The sequence below is a fragment of the Paenibacillus lacisoli genome, assembly GCF_030580655.1.
GTDB lineage: Bacteria > Bacillota > Bacilli > Paenibacillales > Paenibacillaceae > Paenibacillus > Paenibacillus lacisoli.
In genome coordinates this window covers 661,016-677,535 of the sequence record NZ_JAUQTB010000001.1, presented here as the reverse complement: position 1 = coordinate 677,535, position 16,520 = coordinate 661,016, and the positions used below count along the sequence as shown (strand labels likewise).

Here is a 16,520-nt window from a genome sequence, read left to right as displayed (position 1 = left end):
TTCAATGAAGACAGAAGTGAGGGTCACAGATGAGTAGTCAGAATGGTCTTCCTCCTAGAGGGGGAAATACGGGTTCCAAGCAGCCGGCTTCCACCAAAAAAGTGAAGAAAAAGAGCAGTCCTTTCAAGAAGTTTATGAAGTTTGTCGCTTTCCTGCTGATTATCGGGATTATTGCCGGTGGAGGATATGCCTACTACCTGTATAATCAGGTCATTGATGCTGGTGTTGACAAAGAGGTGCCCAAGGCGCAGCTGGCTGAGACGAAGCCCATGACGATGCTGCTGCTGGGTACCGACTATCGTCCGGATTTGCAGGGGTATCGTTCGGATGTGAACATGGTTATCTCCATGAATCCGAATACGAAATCTGCCACCGTGGTATCGCTGCCCCGCGACCTGCGCATTGATCTGGACGGGTATAAAGTCCGCAAGTTGAATGCCTACTATCCGACATTTAAGGTGGAGGAAAAATCATCGGGTATCTCGGCAGAAGATGAGATGAAGAAGATGATCAGCAAATATATGGATGTACCGATTGACTATGTATCTGTGGTGAACTTCCAGGGCTTCCGGGATGTGGTTGATGCTGTTGGCGGTGTCGATGTGACCGTAGACAAAAATATGTGCTACCGGGATACGGCTGACGGAACAGATATTAATCTGAAGGCGGGTCCGCAGCATCTTGATGGGAAAAACGCTCTTGATTTTGTGCGTTACCGCAAATCCAACTGTAAACCGAAGACGGATGAATCCAATGACTTTGAACGCAATCAGCGTCAAGGACAGGTGCTAAATGCACTTGTAGGCAAAATGCAGTCCCTCCAGGGGATTGCCAGCGCCGGGAAAATGATCAGCGCTGTGGACGACAATATGACGACGGATGTTGAAAAAGCACAAATTAAAAGCATCATTTCAACGTATTGGAACATCTCCAAAGAAAATATTCTCTTCCAGCCGGTAACCGGTGAATGGAGAAGTCCTTACGTACGGGTTAATGAGGATGAATTGAATAAAGCCAAGCAGGCGCTTCAGGATGAACTGGCAGGTAAAAGTGTCAGCGGTACGACCGATACATCCTCATGATACAACTGTTTGACCGCGAAAAAAAAGCCTAGTGAGAAATCACTGGGCTTTTTGCGTTTGAGTATCGCTGTAGGGCTTGTTCCCGCGGGACATCGAGTCAGGCTGATGTTTGGCCGGTGTGCTCGGTTGTCCGTCGGGCTGATGGAGCGACTTGATCTCACTTCGGGTTGCAGGTTCATTCGTTCCTGTGCGGGATTCGTAAGGATCAGCCGGTTTGTGTTTGTCCATGCCATTCGGCATCTGCGGAATGATGCGGCCAACCATATCGGCCAATTCCTCGGTAAGACCCTGAACGGGATGGCCCTGTCTGATTTTTTGGCCCATTTCAGCAACCCGCTGGTGAACGTCCATATCAGCTGTGACCACAGCGTTAGCCCCCCGCGGATCCTTGTGCAGTGCTTCAGCTACAGAATATTTAATCGTGCCCACCCGGGAACGCTCCAGCTTACTGTCGACATCAATAGCAACAATCGCTGTTTTGCCCATCACAACACAGCTTGCCTGTTTGACTCCAGGTACCCTGCTGGCGATCATCTCCAGATGAGTGGCCGCATCCACATCCGGCTGGTTCGTGTTCAGCTTGGTAATCCCGTCCTGACTGCGGGTCTCCACCCGGGTTGAAGTATGTCCATTTGAAGCGGTATGATTGCCCGCGTTTGTATTGCAGCCTGCCAGAATAAGCAGCGCAGCGGCAGCGGTCCCGATACGTTTATGCATGCTGTTCCCCTCCTTTTATTTATTTTTACTGACTTGCAATTATTTTGTCCGAGCCGAATAAGATTATGTATGAATAGGACGATTGTCCACTGCCTCATATCGATTCTTGCTAGAGCTTTTTTGCCTCATTCTAAAAGTCACGCTTACTTGTTACAATGGTGATAAGGCAGCCAGCCAGTCATCCTCACGGCTGCCCGTTCAGACTCGCGAATAGGGTTGCGCAAAAATGCTCGTTTACGAGACGCCGCTTTGGAGGGGATAGGTTTGAAGAAAATTTATGTACTGGATACCAATGTACTGCTCCACGACCCGAATGCGATCTTTACTTTTCAGGAACACGAAGTCATCATACCTGCTGTCGTCCTGGAGGAGATTGATTCCAAGAAAAGAAATGCGGATGAGATCGGAAGAAATGCGCGTCATGTGTCCCGGCTTCTGGACGGTTTGCGTGAAGTAGGACATCTGCATGGCGGCGTTCCGCTGCCTAACGGCGGCAGCCTGAAGGTAGAGCTGAATCATCGCAGCTTTGTCCGCCTGCAGGAAATGTTCGGGGAGATTACGAATGATAACCGGATCCTGGCCGTGGCGCTGAATTATCAGCTCGAGGAGCGGGAGAAAAGCGATCCGCGAACCGTGGCCATTGTCAGCAAGGACGTGCTGGTGCGGATCAAAGCAGATGTATTGGGATTAATGGCACAGGATTATCTTACGGACCGTACCGCAGAACCTGATGAATTGTACAGCGGCTACTCCACTTTAAAAGTCCACCCCTCCGTCATCGATGAGTTTTACACCTACCGTTTTCTCGCAATCAAGCCGCTTCAGCTTCCTTATACATTATATCCACATGAATTTATTATCCTGAAAGATGAGATGGGGACAGGCAAGTCGGCCCTGCTAAAAGTAAATGGAGATGCGAGCCGTCTCGAGCCGCTGTATCTGAGTAATGATCCCATATGGGGAATCAGCGCCCGTAATGCCCAGCAGCGAATGGCTCTTGAGCTGCTTCTAAGTGATGAGATTCCGCTCGTGACCATCACCGGTAAAGCCGGTACGGGCAAAACTCTGCTGGCGCTGGCTGCAGGACTAGCCAAAGTTGAAGACGACCACAAATACAAGAAGCTGCTGATTGCCAGGCCTGTTGTCCCTATGGGGAAAGATATCGGTTATCTGCCAGGCGAAAAAGAGGAAAAGCTCCGTCCGTGGATGCAGCCGATTTACGATAATCTGGAGTTCCTGTTTGACACCAAGAAATCGGGGGATATCGATAAAATCTTGATGGGGCTCGGCAGTATTCAGGTTGAAGCTCTTACGTATATCCGCGGCCGTTCCATTCCCGGACAGTTTATTATTATTGATGAGGCACAGAATTTGTCCCGTCATGAGGTGAAGACGATTGTATCCCGTGTCGGTGAGGGGAGTAAAATTGTACTGATGGGCGATCCGGAACAGATTGACCATCCTTATCTGGATGCAACCAGTAATGGACTGAGCTATATTGTGGAGCAGTTCAAGCAGGAGGGCATCAGCGGCCACATTATGCTGGAGAAAGGCGAACGCTCTCGTCTGGCGCAGCTGGCCGCAGATCTGCTGTAGATTACAGATGATTTATTTCCCGAGAAATGTTAAGGAATCCATGAATATGTTACGGAAATCATTAAAATACTTATGAGTCGGCGGCGCCGGCTCTTTTTGTTATACGCACAAAATTTTTCGCTGCCATTTTAAGACAGAGCTCCTGGTATTTGCTACAATGATAGGAAGATAGCAGAGAGGAAGTAACCTTGTGAAGCGTAAAAACTATTGGCTTTTATTAGCCATTTTGCTGCTTTCCCTATCAAGCCTGTCTCCTGGACTGGAGTTTTCTGGCGGGGGATCAGACGTGAAAAATCCCGAGGCTGAAGGTGTGACTGTACAGACTCCTCCAAGACATGACACCGCGACAGGTCCGATCAGAATAGCAGCAAGCCTGAACACAACTGAATATAACGAGCTGCTGCGAGTCTCGGAGCACATCGAGAAACAAACAGGAATCCAGGTCACAATCGACCGGGTTGAAGAGCCGGATTTATATGATATGTATAATAGCAATTATGAATTGGGAGAAGCTGCGGATATTGTGCTGGTGGAGAATGGGTGGATACGCCCTCTCGCAGAACGGGGATATCTGCTTCCGGTTGAAACCTATAATGCTTCAGAGATTTCTGGAGCTGGGATGACCCATATAATGGCCCAGATGGAGTGGAACGGATATACATGGGCAGCGCCGCAGGATAGCGATCCTTACGTACTGGTCGGACATCGTTCCAGGCTGCAGGCTTTGGGACTAAGCCGTCTGCCATCCGGGTTGCAGGAATGGAAGCAGCTCTTGAGTGTATGGAAGAAGGGAGACGGAGCGGGGCAAAGAGCTGGTCTAAGTTTAACGAAGGATATGAGAGGTTTATTGGCCCTGCTTGAATTTATAGAAGGAGAATCCAAGTCAGTTCAAGTTCAACAACTGCTTAAGGACAAGGAGCTTTTGTCGCTGGTTGAAGGGCTGCGCCCGTATATAAGACCTGACCATGAAGAGAGTTTAGAAGAGACAGATCCTTCCTGGTCTGTGGCTGTTATGCCGCTGTCTGAAGTTATGAACGAGGACAAGGCGCTGCTGAACAACTGGTGGATCCGGCTTCCGCATCATATACAGTGGGGGATTACGAATCGAAGCTGGGCTGTATCTGCCAGTACACAGCATGCGGAAGAGGCGGGAAAGTGGATTGCAGAGATAACGGCTTCAGACGAAGCGGTGCGGTGGTACGAGAGAACCGGCAAGCTGCCGGTTGACGCCGGACTATACCGTTCTCCTGCGTTAGCAGATGCTGCCAATATCGTTCCCCCAGAGGGACAGGAGAAGGGATACATGGAGCCTGGGGAGTTCCCGGCGGTTTCATTCTTATCCAGCCCGGTCTGGTCTGAGCGGGTTAAGCAGCTGCTTCAAGGACAACTCCCCGTACAGGAATGGTTAAATTTAATGCCATAAAATAAAGCAGCAGGCTCCAATTCCGTAGCCTGCTGCTTTATTGTGCTTCTTCATGCAAATCTACATCAGAATCATAGCGACAGCTGCAGCTCTACCTTCAATTCTTTATCACTTGTGGAAACACTTGTAGCTTTGAGAAAAGATATCAGCTGTTCCGGATAGAAGCCAAGATCGAACTGCTCCTCCATCGTCTGGCGTGTGGTATCCGGCAGCTCCAGCTGATTGAAGATCAGCTTGTCAACATGGAAGAGGATGGCATTCTGCGGATCATTTTCCACCGTATAATGCCCCTGAATCGATAATTGCAGGTTTCCCTGCTGTCCGGAAGCCGTAATGCCTTCGCTGGAAAAGTGAAAGGCGAAGTGCTGAAACAGCTCATTCTGAGCACGGAGATAATCGTTGAAGGCATCCTCCTCAATACGGATCGTATAGTTTCTTCCGTTCGTTTCGATGGCTCCCGGCTGTTGCTGGATGAAATTAGGCAGTCCTTGCATCGCTGAAGCTAAAGCCTCGAAATAGCGCTTTACCTCATGAAGACCGACATTTTCCCAATATTGAGTCAGTTCTCCGATCATACGGCGAATGGCCTCCGGATCCGAACTTAATGCGACATGGTCATCCACTTGTTGTTGCAGGGCAGCCACCCGGGCTCGTTGTTCGATGAGACTGTTTTTGACCCGGGACAGCTCGTCCGAGGCGCGGACCAGCTTGGTCTGGGTAGCGGTCATGGAGCGGTAACGTTCCTGGTAATCATGGAGAACCGCCTGGTCATTGCTGATAATGATCTGATAATAGTCATACAGGGTCAGCATTTGAGTCAGGCTTTTGGCTTTGAACAGCAGGTTTAAAAGGGTGTCACGTTCCCCCATATAATAGGAGCGCATTACTCTGCCTGCCTTCTCGCGATGTTCTTTGATATCCTGTTCCTGCTGCGCCAGGGAGGTGCGCAGCCCGGCTAATTGGGACTGAAGCTTGCTTTGCTCGGTATCAATCCGTTCAATCTCATGATCAATTTCTACAATAGACAGACTATCCTGCAAAATACGGCGGACTTCCTCAGGAGACTGTTCGGCATAGAGTGCGCCAGAAGTCAAGGCTGATAGGCCGAGCAGGAGAGTGGTACAGAATATAAAGCGCCTCAGGGCTTGGGCATGGATCACGAAGGACTCTCCTTTCAATCAAGCGTGCAGCGAGGATCGTTTTGAACATATATATGTATAAAAAGACCATTTCATCCTCGTTACAAGAACATAATGACATTTTAAAGCATTTTCACAATTGTTGAAACGGCTTGTCTTTCATATTTTAGACGTATGATCGGCTGTGGAATTGGCAATACATTTTAGTATCAAATAGATTCTATGAACTCTATGAGAGGCATAACAATGTACTAAGCAGCTTTTATACCCATTCACATACCGGATCAGCCGGTCATTGAAGACGGTTAATTTTAAGGATGTCGTTAGGAGGGTTTGCAGGGATGACTGCAGTGAGACAGGATGCGTGGAGCACGGAAGACGATTTAATACTGGCCGAAGTGACACTTCGCCATATTAGGGAAGGCAGCACACAGCTTGCGGCTTTTGAAGAGGTGGGAGAGAAGATCGGGAGGACTTCCGCCGCCTGCGGCTTTCGCTGGAACAGCTGTGTCCGCAAAAGATACGATGCCGCCATCGGCATCGCCAAAGCGCAGCGTCAAAAGCGGAATTATCTGAAAAAGCAGAATGTTTTTGCCGGACCGCAGGTTGCTTCGTTTACCGCAGATGATGTGCAGGAAGATGTACTGAAATCCGAACATATCAGCGAGGAGACATTATCTGTTGATGCTGTAATCCGCTTCCTGCGTCAATGGAAAGGCACCATCCAGGAAACACATAAACAGATCAAAATGCTGGAGAAAGAGCTGCGTGACAAGGATGAAGAGTTGGCTCTGCTTCGTAACGAGAAAGAAAAGCTCTCCAAGGAAGTGAATGAGGTCCAGACGGATTACCGTGTCGTGAATGACGATTATAAAGCGTTGATCCAAATTATGGATCGTGCCCGTCGCCTGGCATTCCTGGCTGAAGAAGAGGACGAACAGAAGTCCCGGTTTAAAATGGACGCGAACGGCAATCTAGAACGGATCGAGTAGTACACCTTGTGAATAAGCACTCCCCAATCATATAAGTCCGATGGCTCAGTGAATGCAGCCTCGGGCTTTTGTCATGTCCGAGGTTCTGCTATTCTGATATAGAAGTCCCGGAACGGAAAAAGCAGGAGGTTCATATGATCATTGATATTGTTGGGGCAGGTTCTTTGGGCCTGCTCTATAGCGGAAAGCTGGCAGCGGCAGGTACGGCTGTCCGGCTGTGGACACGTTCAGCAGAACAGGCTCAGCAGCTGCAAGGAGCTCAGCTCATAGTGCGGCGTTCGGACGGGCAAACGGAGTCGCAGGTCACAGTGAATAATTGTGTGCTCCAGACATATGCGCTGAATGAAATGAAGAGTGTCCAAAAGCGTGAACAGGGGGATTGGCTGCTTTTGGCCGTCAAGCAAAAGGACGTGGCACAAGCGGCATCGGAACTGTCCCGTTCCGATGGTAAATGGAAAGGGATCGTTTGTCTTCAGAACGGAGTAGGGCACATGGAGACAATTCAGAGACTTCTTCCCGAGCTGCCGGTCTATGCAGCCGTTACAACTGAAGGGGCAGCCAAATCAGATGCAGGAATCGTCATTCATGCTGGTCTTGGAGAGACAGTGATCGGATTGTGGGAGGACAGCAGCATAGTCGGGGAAGAATGGACCCGTGACCATTTGATTAACCTTGTTTCCAGGTTAGAGCAGGCAGGATTTCGGACAAGCTTGTCGAATGAAATCGAGAGAATGGTATATCGGAAACTGATTATCAATGCTGTGATCAACCCGCTTACCGCAGTCTGGCGGATCCGGAATGGGGAATTGCTGGACTCGGAGACGAGAACCAGCCTGATGCAGTCCATTTATAACGAGAGTATCCGTATTCTGAAGGCCTGCAATCTGCCTTGGGAGGAAGGCTGGTGGGATGAGGTTTTGAATGTTTGCCGGCGTACAGCTGACAATATCTCTTCCATGCACAGCGATGTTGCTGCCGGAAGAACAACGGAAATTTCCTCTATTAACGGCGGATTGATTTCATTGGCAGACAGAGCGGGTATAGAAGCTCCGCTGAACAGGCTGATGTTACAGATTATAGAGGGAATGCAATCAGGGGAGGAATGATGGATTGGAGTTTCTTAAGGATTCATTAATTGCATTAAGCATCGCGCCTTTTATTCCTTTTTGTATAGTCTTCTTCATCACGGACAAAATAACAGGGCAGCGAAAACAGGCTGTTAAGCTGGCGATGGACATCACTACGTTTTTTCTGATTGCTGTCGTTGCCGGTCTTTTTAACCATCTATTTCATTCAAGTTTCGGTTTTTACTTAATATTACTTCTGATTTTAATTGCCTTTGGGCTGCTGGGCGGAGCACAGAACCGAATGAAGGGTAAAGTTGATTTTAAAAGAGTCATCAAAGCTGTCTGGCGAATATCCTTTTTACTTACATCAATGTCATATATTGTATTAATTGTTATTGGAATCATCACGTACATATTCAAATAAATGTAAAACGTGTTAGTAAACATAACATAGAAGAAGGCTTGTTTTTAAAAAAACAGGGTTTTTTTATGAAAAACAGTTCAAATCTTTGTAATGTGATGTAGATTTTTTTGACCGCTGGTTGTATAATCTATAAACATATACCACAATTTTTTTAGGGGGAACCGAAAGATGAAAAGGAAAAGTTTTTCCATCCTTTTGACACTGGTTCTTGCGCTCAGCACGCTGCTTGCAGGCTGCGGATCGAGCAAAGAAGCAAGTGACACAGGTTCAAAAGGTGACAATTCGACCGCTGCAGAGAAACCGGCTGCAGAACAGATTCTCCGCATCAACCTAAGCGCCGAGCCTCCTACGTTTGACCCAGCTCAAGCACAGGACAGCCAAACTAACACGGTTTTGAAAACCCTGTATGAAGGTTTGACTCGTATGGGTGCTGACGGCAAAGAAACTCCAGGTGTTGCAGAATCGTGGGATATCGATGGTACAAAATACACGTTCCACCTGCGCAAAGACGCTAAATGGAGCAACGGTGACCCTGTAACAGCAAAAGACTTCGTTTTTGCTTGGCAGCGTGTTCTGGATCCGGCTACAACTCCAGCACCTCCGTATGCGTACCAATTGTACTACATCAAAAATGCTGAAGCTTACAACTCCAAAAAAGTGACTGATTTCTCCCAAGTGGGTGTAAAAGCAGTTGACGACAACACATTGGAAGTGACTCTGGAGAAACCAACTCCTTACTTCCTGGGTCTGACTTCTTTCTACACATTCTACCCAGTTCACAGCTCTGTTAAGGGCAATGAGAAATGGGCAACAAACAAAGATTCCATGATCTTTAACGGACCTTTCACATTGTCCAACTGGACTAAAGGCTCCCAGATCACAGTGAAGAAGAACGACAACTACTGGGATAAGAACAGCATCAAGCTGAGCGAAATCGACATGTCCATCGTAAACAGCGGTGCGACTGAGCTTTCCTCTTACCAAGCAGGTCAGCTGGATTACACTGGCGCACCTAACGGTGAGATTCCGAATGACCAGATCCCTGCTATGAAACAAACTTACCCTAACGAATTTAACGTTAAAGGTATTTCAAGTACTTACTACTACATGTTTAACGTAAAAGCTAAACCGTTTGACAACGCGAAGATTCGTAAAGCATTTGCTATGTCGATCGAGCGTCAGCCAATCGTTGACAAAGTAACCCAAGGCGGACAATTGCCAGCATTCGGTTTTGTGCCTCCAGGTATCAAAGGCGAGTCTGATGAGTTCCGTACAGAGCATAAAGACGACTTCTTCAAAGAAGATGTAACCGAAGCTAAGAAACTTCTCGAAGAAGGTATGAAAGAAGAAGGCTACACAACGCTTCCTCAAGTTACACTGCTGTACAATTCCAGTGAGAGCCATAAGAAAATTGCTCTGGCTGTAGCTGATATGTGGAAGAGAAACCTTGGCGTTGACGTGAAAACGCAAAACCAAGAGTGGGGCGTGTTCCTGGAAAACCGTAATCAAGGTAACTACCAAGTATCCCGTGCCGGCTGGTCCGCTGACTACAATGATCCTATGACATTCATGGATATGTGGACAACAGGCAACGGCAACAATGATTCTGGTTATGCTAACCCTGAGTATGATAAGCTGATCAAAGACGCTGCAAGCACAGAAGATGCGAAAAAACGCATGGAAGATTTTGCAGCTGCTGAGAAAATGCTCGTACAAGACGACATGGTTATCGCACCAATCTACTACTACACTAACGTTTCTATGACTAAACCAAACGTTAAAGGCATTAATCTTGACTTTAGCGGCGCAATCGACTTTACAAGAGCTTACCTGACAGAATAGTTATAAGTCTGAAGTTGGTTAGTTGCTTCGGGATATATATGTGGTCATCCATATATATCCCGATTTTTTTGTGTGCGTGAGTACTTGCCATTAACTTCTAAAGTTGAAAATAACTAGAATAGACATTCTATTTCTATTCCGATAAAATCGAATAGTGTCGAAAATTAATATGGGAGGTGTTAGCGGGCATGCTTCGTTATGTGTTAAATAAATTCCTTTATATGCTGTTGTCCTTGTTTATTCTAATTTCGGCAACGTTTTTCTTAATGAAGGCGATTCCAGGTAATCCGTTCATGAGTGAAAAAGCAACGTCTCCCGAAATTCAGGCTCGTCTGATGGAACAATATGGGCTGGACAAGCCTGTCTATCAGCAGTACTTCAAGTATCTCGGTGACATCGTTACAGGTGACTTCGGAATCTCGATGAAGAAATTGAACCAGAGTGTTACCGATATTATCGGACAAACGTTTGCGGTATCCCTGAAACTGGGTCTTGTCGCAATTATAGTTTCCGTGATCGTAGGTATTCTGCTGGGTATGGTCGCGGCGCTGTATCACCGCAGGCTGCTTGATAATTTAGCCATGATCCTGGCTGTATTAGGGATTGCTGTACCGAGCTTTGTACTCGCTTCACTGATTCAGTATTACTTTGGTCTCAAGCTGCAATGGTTTAACATTATGGGTCTGAACGGACCGCTTGACTATGTACTGCCTGTTGCAGCGCTGTCTGCACAGCCAATTGCCTTTATCGCGCGGTTGACGCGCTCCAGCATGCTGGAAGTACTGCATGCCGAGTACATCAAGACAGCTAAAGCTAAAGGCCTTAATGCGATCCAGGTTATGTTTAAACATGTAATCCGCAATGCAGTTATGCCAGTTATCACTTATGTAGGACCTATGACGGCAAACATCGTTACAGGTTCCGTTGTTATCGAACGTATCTTCGGGATCGGCGGTATCGGTAAAGTGTTTGTCGAGAGTATCACAACTCGTGACTATACCATGATCATGGGTGTAACGATTTTCTATGGCATCCTGCTCATGTTGGCTCGTTTTGTTACAGATATCGCTTATATGTTCGTAGATCCTCGGATTAAATTGACCAGCAGGAAGGAGGGCTAACATTGGCTTCTGAACAATCCGCAACTAACGTTAATGATTTGAAACCGGAGAGTTTCCAGCTTGTCGGACCTGACCAAAAACAATCTGAAGTCATTCAGCGCGAAAGCCTGTCAGCTTGGCGTGATTCCTGGGAACGTCTCCGCAAGAATAAATTGGCAATGTTCAGCCTGGGAGTGCTTGGGCTTATCGTTATCTTCGCCATTATCGGGCCAACGTCCCTCTTTACAAAGTTTGATTATGCAACGAACGATCTGATGAATACGAACCAGCCGCCGTCAGCGGCACACTGGTTTGGTACGGATGACCTTGGCCGTGATATGTGGGTTCGTACCTGGATGGGTGCTCGTATATCCCTGACCATCGGTCTCGCGGCTGCCCTGATTGACTTGATCATTGGTGTGATCTACGGCGGTATTATGGGTTACTACGGTGGCCGTGTCGACGAGATCATGAATAAGTTCTCTGAAATTTTGTATTCCATTCCTTACCTGCTTGTAACGATCCTGCTTCTGGTTGTTCTCGAACCAAGTATGGGGACCATTATTCTGGCGCTGTGCGTAACAGGCTGGATTAACATGTCCTGGATCGTCCGCGGTGAGATCTTGCAGCTGAAGAACCGTGAATTCGTTCTGGCTTCCCGTTCGATGGGTGCAGGTACTGGACGTCTCTTGTTCCGCCACCTGCTGCCCAATGCTGTAGGACCGATTATCGTAACATTGACTCTGACTGTGCCAAGTGCGATCTTCGCTGAAGCCTTTTTGAGTTTCTTGGGTCTGGGTGTTCAGGATCCACGTGCTTCCCTGGGCTCCATGATTGAAGCCTCTCTGACTGGCTTTAACGTATACCCTTGGCGTTTCCTGTTCCCGGCAACCCTGATCAGCTTGATCATGCTGGCGTTCAACCTGTTCGGCGACGGTCTGCGCGATGCGCTGGATCCGAAGCTGAGAAGATAACATTAACACCGCATGCGTATGCGGCCATGATACAGAGCGGACAGGCGGCTTTGGCCCCTGGCCGCTGTTAGATTCTTCATCCTAAGGCCCGGGAGGTGCTGATCATCGTGAGTAACCTGATCGAAGTAGAAGGTTTGAAAAAGTATTTTAATGTAGGTAACAATCGTACGCTCAAAGCGGTCGACAACTTGAATTTCAATATCCGTCAAGGTGAAACACTCGGTATGGTAGGGGAATCCGGCTGCGGTAAATCCACGGCAGGACGCACCATTCTGCGTCTGTATGAGCCTACGGCGGGCAGTGTCCGTTTTAACGGCACAGATATTTACAAATTGTCTCCAGGCAAAATGAAAGCCATGCGCCGCGATATGCAGATGATCTTCCAGGATCCATATGCATCGCTGAATCCGCGTTTTACCGTATCTGATATTATCGGCGAAGCACTGGATATCCACAACATGGCCGGCAGCCGTGCAGAACGCAAGAAGCGGATCGAAGAGCTGCTTGACCTTGTTGGTCTGAACGCAGATCACGCCAACCGGTATCCGCATGAGTTCTCGGGCGGTCAGCGTCAGCGTATTGGTATTGCGCGTGCGCTTGCAGTTAATCCGAAATTTATCATCTGTGATGAACCGATCTCTGCCTTGGACGTATCCATTCAGGCGCAGGTGGTTAACCTGCTCAAGGAACTGCAGGACCGTCTTGGACTGACCTACCTGTTCATCGCGCACGACCTGTCCATGGTTAAACATATCAGTGACCGTGTTGCAGTTATGTACCTGGGTAAAATGGTGGAACTGGCTGAGAGTGAAGAATTGTACTCGAACCCGATTCATCCGTATACCAAAATGCTGCTCTCTGCGATTCCTGTACCGGATCCGGAAGTGGAAGCCAACAAAAAACGTATCATTATGCCAGGCGAGAATACAGGTCCGATTCATTCCAACAGTGGTGATAAACCATCGAAGAGTGCGTTTAACCTGGAAAACTCCAAGCTGATCGAAGTGTCCAAAGGGCACTGGGTCGCTGAGCCTTACGTATAATTTTTATGTTAGAACTGTCATAATAAGGACCGCCGAAATATTCGGCGGTTTTTTTCTACCTTTCCTTTGACTGAAAGTCTTTACTTCGGTACAATCAAGAAAGGCTTTTTAGCAGAATAGGAGGCATACCCCATGAATGTAGTTCCTGAGGCTCTTCGAAGCGGATCTACGCTGGCGGTCGATTACAGGGAGGGTGCTGAACGTGCATCCGTGTTATATACGTACAATTACCGGAATCAATCGTCTTACGCAGAACGTGTGAAGTGGCTGGATCAATCGGAAGACACCAGATTGGATCGCCGTGCCGTGGCACGATGTCTTCGTTTATATAACGGGAAACACAATTCCCATGAAGCAGTACATAAAGCGCTGGATCAGTTGGAGCAGCCGGAGACACTTGTTGTCACTGGCGGTCAGCAGAGTGGATTGTTCACAGGCCCGCTTCTTGTGATTTACAAGGCTGCCACCATTATCAAGGCTGCACGTGAGGCTCAAGCAGAGTTAAACCGTCCGGTCGTTCCTGTCTTCTGGATCGCAGGAGAGGATCATGACTGGGATGAAGTAAATCATACGTATGTACTGTCCTCAAATCTTGATTTGAAGAAAATTAAATTGGAACAGCAAACGCAGATTCGTTCTTCAGTCAGCCAGATCGAGCTCGCATCGGATGCCTGGGACGGCGTACTGCAAGAGCTGGAGCAGCTGCTGCCGGACAGTGAATACAAGCAGGACACACTTCTTACGATTCAGAATATTCTGAGCCAGTCTGCCAGCCTGAGTGATGCGTTTGCCAAAATGCTGGCTTCGATGTTCGGCAAATACGGCTTGATTTTGCTGGATTCGGCAGACCCTGAATTGCGAGCTCTGGAGAAGTCTGTCTTCAAGCGCATGATTGAAAACAATGATCTCCTGGAAAGAACTTATCTGGATACGGCCAAACGGATTACGGATATGGGCTATGAGCTTCAGGCAGAAGCAGCCGAGGGGGCTGCGAATCTCTTCTACATCCATGAAGGGGAACGCCGGCTGCTGTTTAAGGCAGAAGAGCAGTTTGTTGACCGCCGCGGCTTTGTCGCTTTTAGTAAAGAAGCCTTGATCACGGAGCTGGAGTCACATCCTGAACGCTTTAGCAACAATGTATTGACCCGTCCTCTGATGCAGGACTCCATTCTTCCGGTGCTTGGTGTTGTGTTAGGACAAGGTGAGATTGCATACTGGGCGATGACCCGTGACGCATTTGAAGTGTTTGGCTTACAGATGCCTGTGCTGATTCCGCGTCTGTCTTATACGCTCATTGACCCTGCGGTGCATAAGCACATGGACAGGCATGAGCTGTCCTTTCAGGATGTGCTTCATCGTTTTGATGCCCGCAAGGAGGCCTGGCTGGATTCCCTGGATCAGCTTGGACTTGATGGACGTTTTAATGAGGTCATGGAGCAGTTCAAAGCGCTGTATACACCGCTGGTTGAACAGCTGGAGCAGATCGAGAAGGGTCTGGTGAAGCTGGGGGAGACCAACCAGTCGCGCATCCTTGAGGAACTGCAATTTATGCAGCAGCGGAGCCGCGAAGCATTGGCACGCCGGAATGAGACCGGTCTCAAGCAGTGGGAGCGTGTCATCCAGTCCCTGTACCCGTTAGGCAGACCGCAGGAACGCGTGTATAACATCTATCAGGTTGTTAACCGTTTTGGCTGGACCTGGCTGGACGAATTAATGGAACAGCCTGCTGATTTCAAGCAGGAGCACTATACCATCTATTTATAAAATCAATGAGACAGGCTCGGGAGGGTTATAGAGAATGAACAAAACTTCTGTTGAAGAGAGTATTGTACGAGATTTTTCACTTGCTCCGGAAGGACATTTGAAGATTGATTGGGTGGAAGCCCACATGCCCGTGCTGAACCGTATCAAGAAGCAGTTTGAACAAGAGCAGCCGTTTAAAGGACTGAAGGTTGCGATCTGTCTTCACCTGGAGGCGAAAACCGCTTACCTGGCCAAGGTTATTCAGGCAGGTGGAGCCAAAGTGACAATCACAGGCAGTAATCCGCTGTCGACACAGGATGATGTATGTGCGGCATTGGCGGAAGATGGTGTGACTGTTCTGGCCAAATACAATCCGGATCCGGAAGAGTTTAAGGCTCTGCAAATCAAGGCACTGGAGACCCAGCCTGATCTGATCATTGATGATGGCGGCGACTTCGTGACGATTCTCGCTTCCGAGCGTCCAGATCTGATCTCCACCATTCGCGGAGGCGCGGAGGAGACAACCACCGGCATCATTCGACTCAAGGCTCTTGAGAAGCAGGGTGAGCTGCATTTTCCGATGGTGGCTGTGAATGATGCCTACTGCAAATACCTTTTCGATAACCGGTATGGTACAGGTCAATCCGCTTTTGACGGCATCATCCGGACGACCAACCTTGTTATTGCCGGTAAAACCGTTGTGGTTGTCGGCTACGGCTGGTGCGGTAAAGGAGTGGCCATGCGTGCCAAAGGTCTGGGTGCGAACGTCATTGTAACGGAAGTCGATCCGATCAAAGCGGTTGAAGCGCATATGGACGGGTTCCATGTCATGCCAATGGTGGAAGCGGCTAAGCTGGGCGACTTCTTCATCGCGGTTACAGGCAATAAAGACGTGATCACAGGTGAGCATTATGATGTAATGAAGGATGGGGCCATCCTCTGCAATGCGGGTCACTTTGATGTAGAAGTGAACAAGCCGGAGTTGGCCAAGCGTTCTGAGTCCATCCGTACAGTGCGTAAGAATATCGAAGAATATAAATTCAGAGACGGTCGTAAAATGTACCTTCTGGCTGAAGGCCGTCTCGTGAACCTGGCTGCAGCGGACGGACATCCGGCCGAGATTATGGACACGACGTTTGCCCTGCAGGCACTCGGACTGAAGTATGTGAACGACCAATATGAGCAGCTCGGCAAGAAGGTTGTTAATGTTCCTTATGAGATTGATCAGCAAGTGGCCAGCTATAAACTGGAGAGTCTCGGAATTACTATTGATAAGCTGTCGGACGAGCAAATTGCATATTTGGACAGTTGGAAAGCATAATAATACGTTATTCATGCAAGCTGTTCTGGGTAGTTACCACTACTCCAGGGCAGCTTT

At 48.3% G+C, this 16,520-nt stretch carries 14 protein-coding genes; 12 read left to right on the top strand and 2 right to left on the bottom strand.

All coding sequences use genetic code 11. The features are described 5' to 3' along the window. Nucleotides 1–29: 29 nt before the first annotated feature. On the top strand, nt 30–1,082 hold the full coding sequence (locus Q5741_RS03265) for an LCP family protein (protein ID WP_305022592.1): 1,053 nt from the start codon (nt 30–32) through the stop codon (nt 1,080–1,082). Between the two features lie 39 nt (nt 1,083–1,121). On the opposite strand, the gene Q5741_RS03260 is transcribed toward Q5741_RS03265, so the two are convergent. Next, nucleotides 1,122–1,799 (bottom strand): YhcN/YlaJ family sporulation lipoprotein, encoded by a 678-nt coding sequence (locus Q5741_RS03260; protein ID WP_305022591.1) that lies wholly within the window; start codon nt 1,797–1,799, stop codon nt 1,122–1,124. Between the two features lie 264 nt (nt 1,800–2,063). Here Q5741_RS03260 and Q5741_RS03255 point away from each other — a divergent pair, with 264 nt between their 5' ends. Together Q5741_RS03255 and Q5741_RS03250 are read left to right on the top strand one after the other, a co-directional pair. After that, nucleotides 2,064–3,395, top strand: coding sequence for a PhoH family protein (locus Q5741_RS03255; protein WP_305022590.1), 1,332 nt, complete (start codon nt 2,064–2,066; stop codon nt 3,393–3,395). A 190-nt stretch (nt 3,396–3,585) separates the two neighbouring features. Next, on the top strand, nt 3,586–4,818 hold the full coding sequence (locus Q5741_RS03250; protein ID WP_305022589.1) for an extracellular solute-binding protein: 1,233 nt from the start codon (nt 3,586–3,588) through the stop codon (nt 4,816–4,818). Between the two features lie 71 nt (nt 4,819–4,889). Here the strand turns inward: Q5741_RS03250 and Q5741_RS03245 are convergent, their stop codons facing one another. After that, the gene (locus tag Q5741_RS03245) at nt 4,890–5,978 is read right to left on the bottom strand and encodes a coiled-coil domain-containing protein (protein ID WP_305022588.1); all 1,089 of its coding nucleotides are present in this window, start codon (nt 5,976–5,978) and stop codon (nt 4,890–4,892) included. Nucleotides 5,979–6,298: 320 nt separating this feature from the next. Between Q5741_RS03245 and Q5741_RS03240 the strand changes: the two genes are divergently transcribed. From Q5741_RS03240 to Q5741_RS03200, 9 genes are all read left to right on the top strand, one after another. After that, nucleotides 6,299–6,949, top strand: coding sequence for an RsfA family transcriptional regulator (locus Q5741_RS03240; RefSeq protein WP_305022587.1), 651 nt, complete (start codon nt 6,299–6,301; stop codon nt 6,947–6,949). 134 nt (nt 6,950–7,083) lie between these two features. Continuing rightward, complete coding sequence (locus Q5741_RS03235) at nt 7,084–8,055, top strand: ketopantoate reductase family protein (protein ID WP_305022586.1); 972 nt, start codon at nt 7,084–7,086, stop codon at nt 8,053–8,055. Between the two features lie 4 nt (nt 8,056–8,059). Further along, on the top strand, nt 8,060–8,440 hold the full coding sequence (locus Q5741_RS03230; RefSeq protein ID WP_305022585.1) for a DUF3397 domain-containing protein: 381 nt from the start codon (nt 8,060–8,062) through the stop codon (nt 8,438–8,440). A 168-nt stretch (nt 8,441–8,608) separates the two neighbouring features. After that, nucleotides 8,609–10,282 (top strand): peptide ABC transporter substrate-binding protein, encoded by a 1,674-nt coding sequence (locus Q5741_RS03225; RefSeq protein ID WP_305022584.1) that lies wholly within the window; start codon nt 8,609–8,611, stop codon nt 10,280–10,282. 188 nt (nt 10,283–10,470) lie between these two features. Beyond that, nucleotides 10,471–11,403 (top strand): ABC transporter permease, encoded by a 933-nt coding sequence (locus Q5741_RS03220; protein WP_305022583.1) that lies wholly within the window; start codon nt 10,471–10,473, stop codon nt 11,401–11,403. A 2-nt stretch (nt 11,404–11,405) separates the two neighbouring features. Continuing rightward, nucleotides 11,406–12,356 (top strand): ABC transporter permease, encoded by a 951-nt coding sequence (locus tag Q5741_RS03215; protein WP_305022582.1) that lies wholly within the window; start codon nt 11,406–11,408, stop codon nt 12,354–12,356. Between the two features lie 101 nt (nt 12,357–12,457). Then, nucleotides 12,458–13,399, top strand: coding sequence for an ABC transporter ATP-binding protein (locus tag Q5741_RS03210; RefSeq protein ID WP_407074315.1), 942 nt, complete (start codon nt 12,458–12,460; stop codon nt 13,397–13,399). 132 nt (nt 13,400–13,531) lie between these two features. After that, nucleotides 13,532–15,163 (top strand): bacillithiol biosynthesis cysteine-adding enzyme BshC, encoded by a 1,632-nt coding sequence (gene bshC, locus Q5741_RS03205; protein ID WP_305022581.1) that lies wholly within the window; start codon nt 13,532–13,534, stop codon nt 15,161–15,163. A gap of 34 nt (nt 15,164–15,197) precedes the next feature. After that, nucleotides 15,198–16,463, top strand: a complete 1,266-nt coding sequence (locus Q5741_RS03200) for an adenosylhomocysteinase (RefSeq protein WP_305022580.1) — start codon at nt 15,198–15,200, stop codon at nt 16,461–16,463. Nucleotides 16,464–16,520 lie beyond the last annotated feature (57 nt).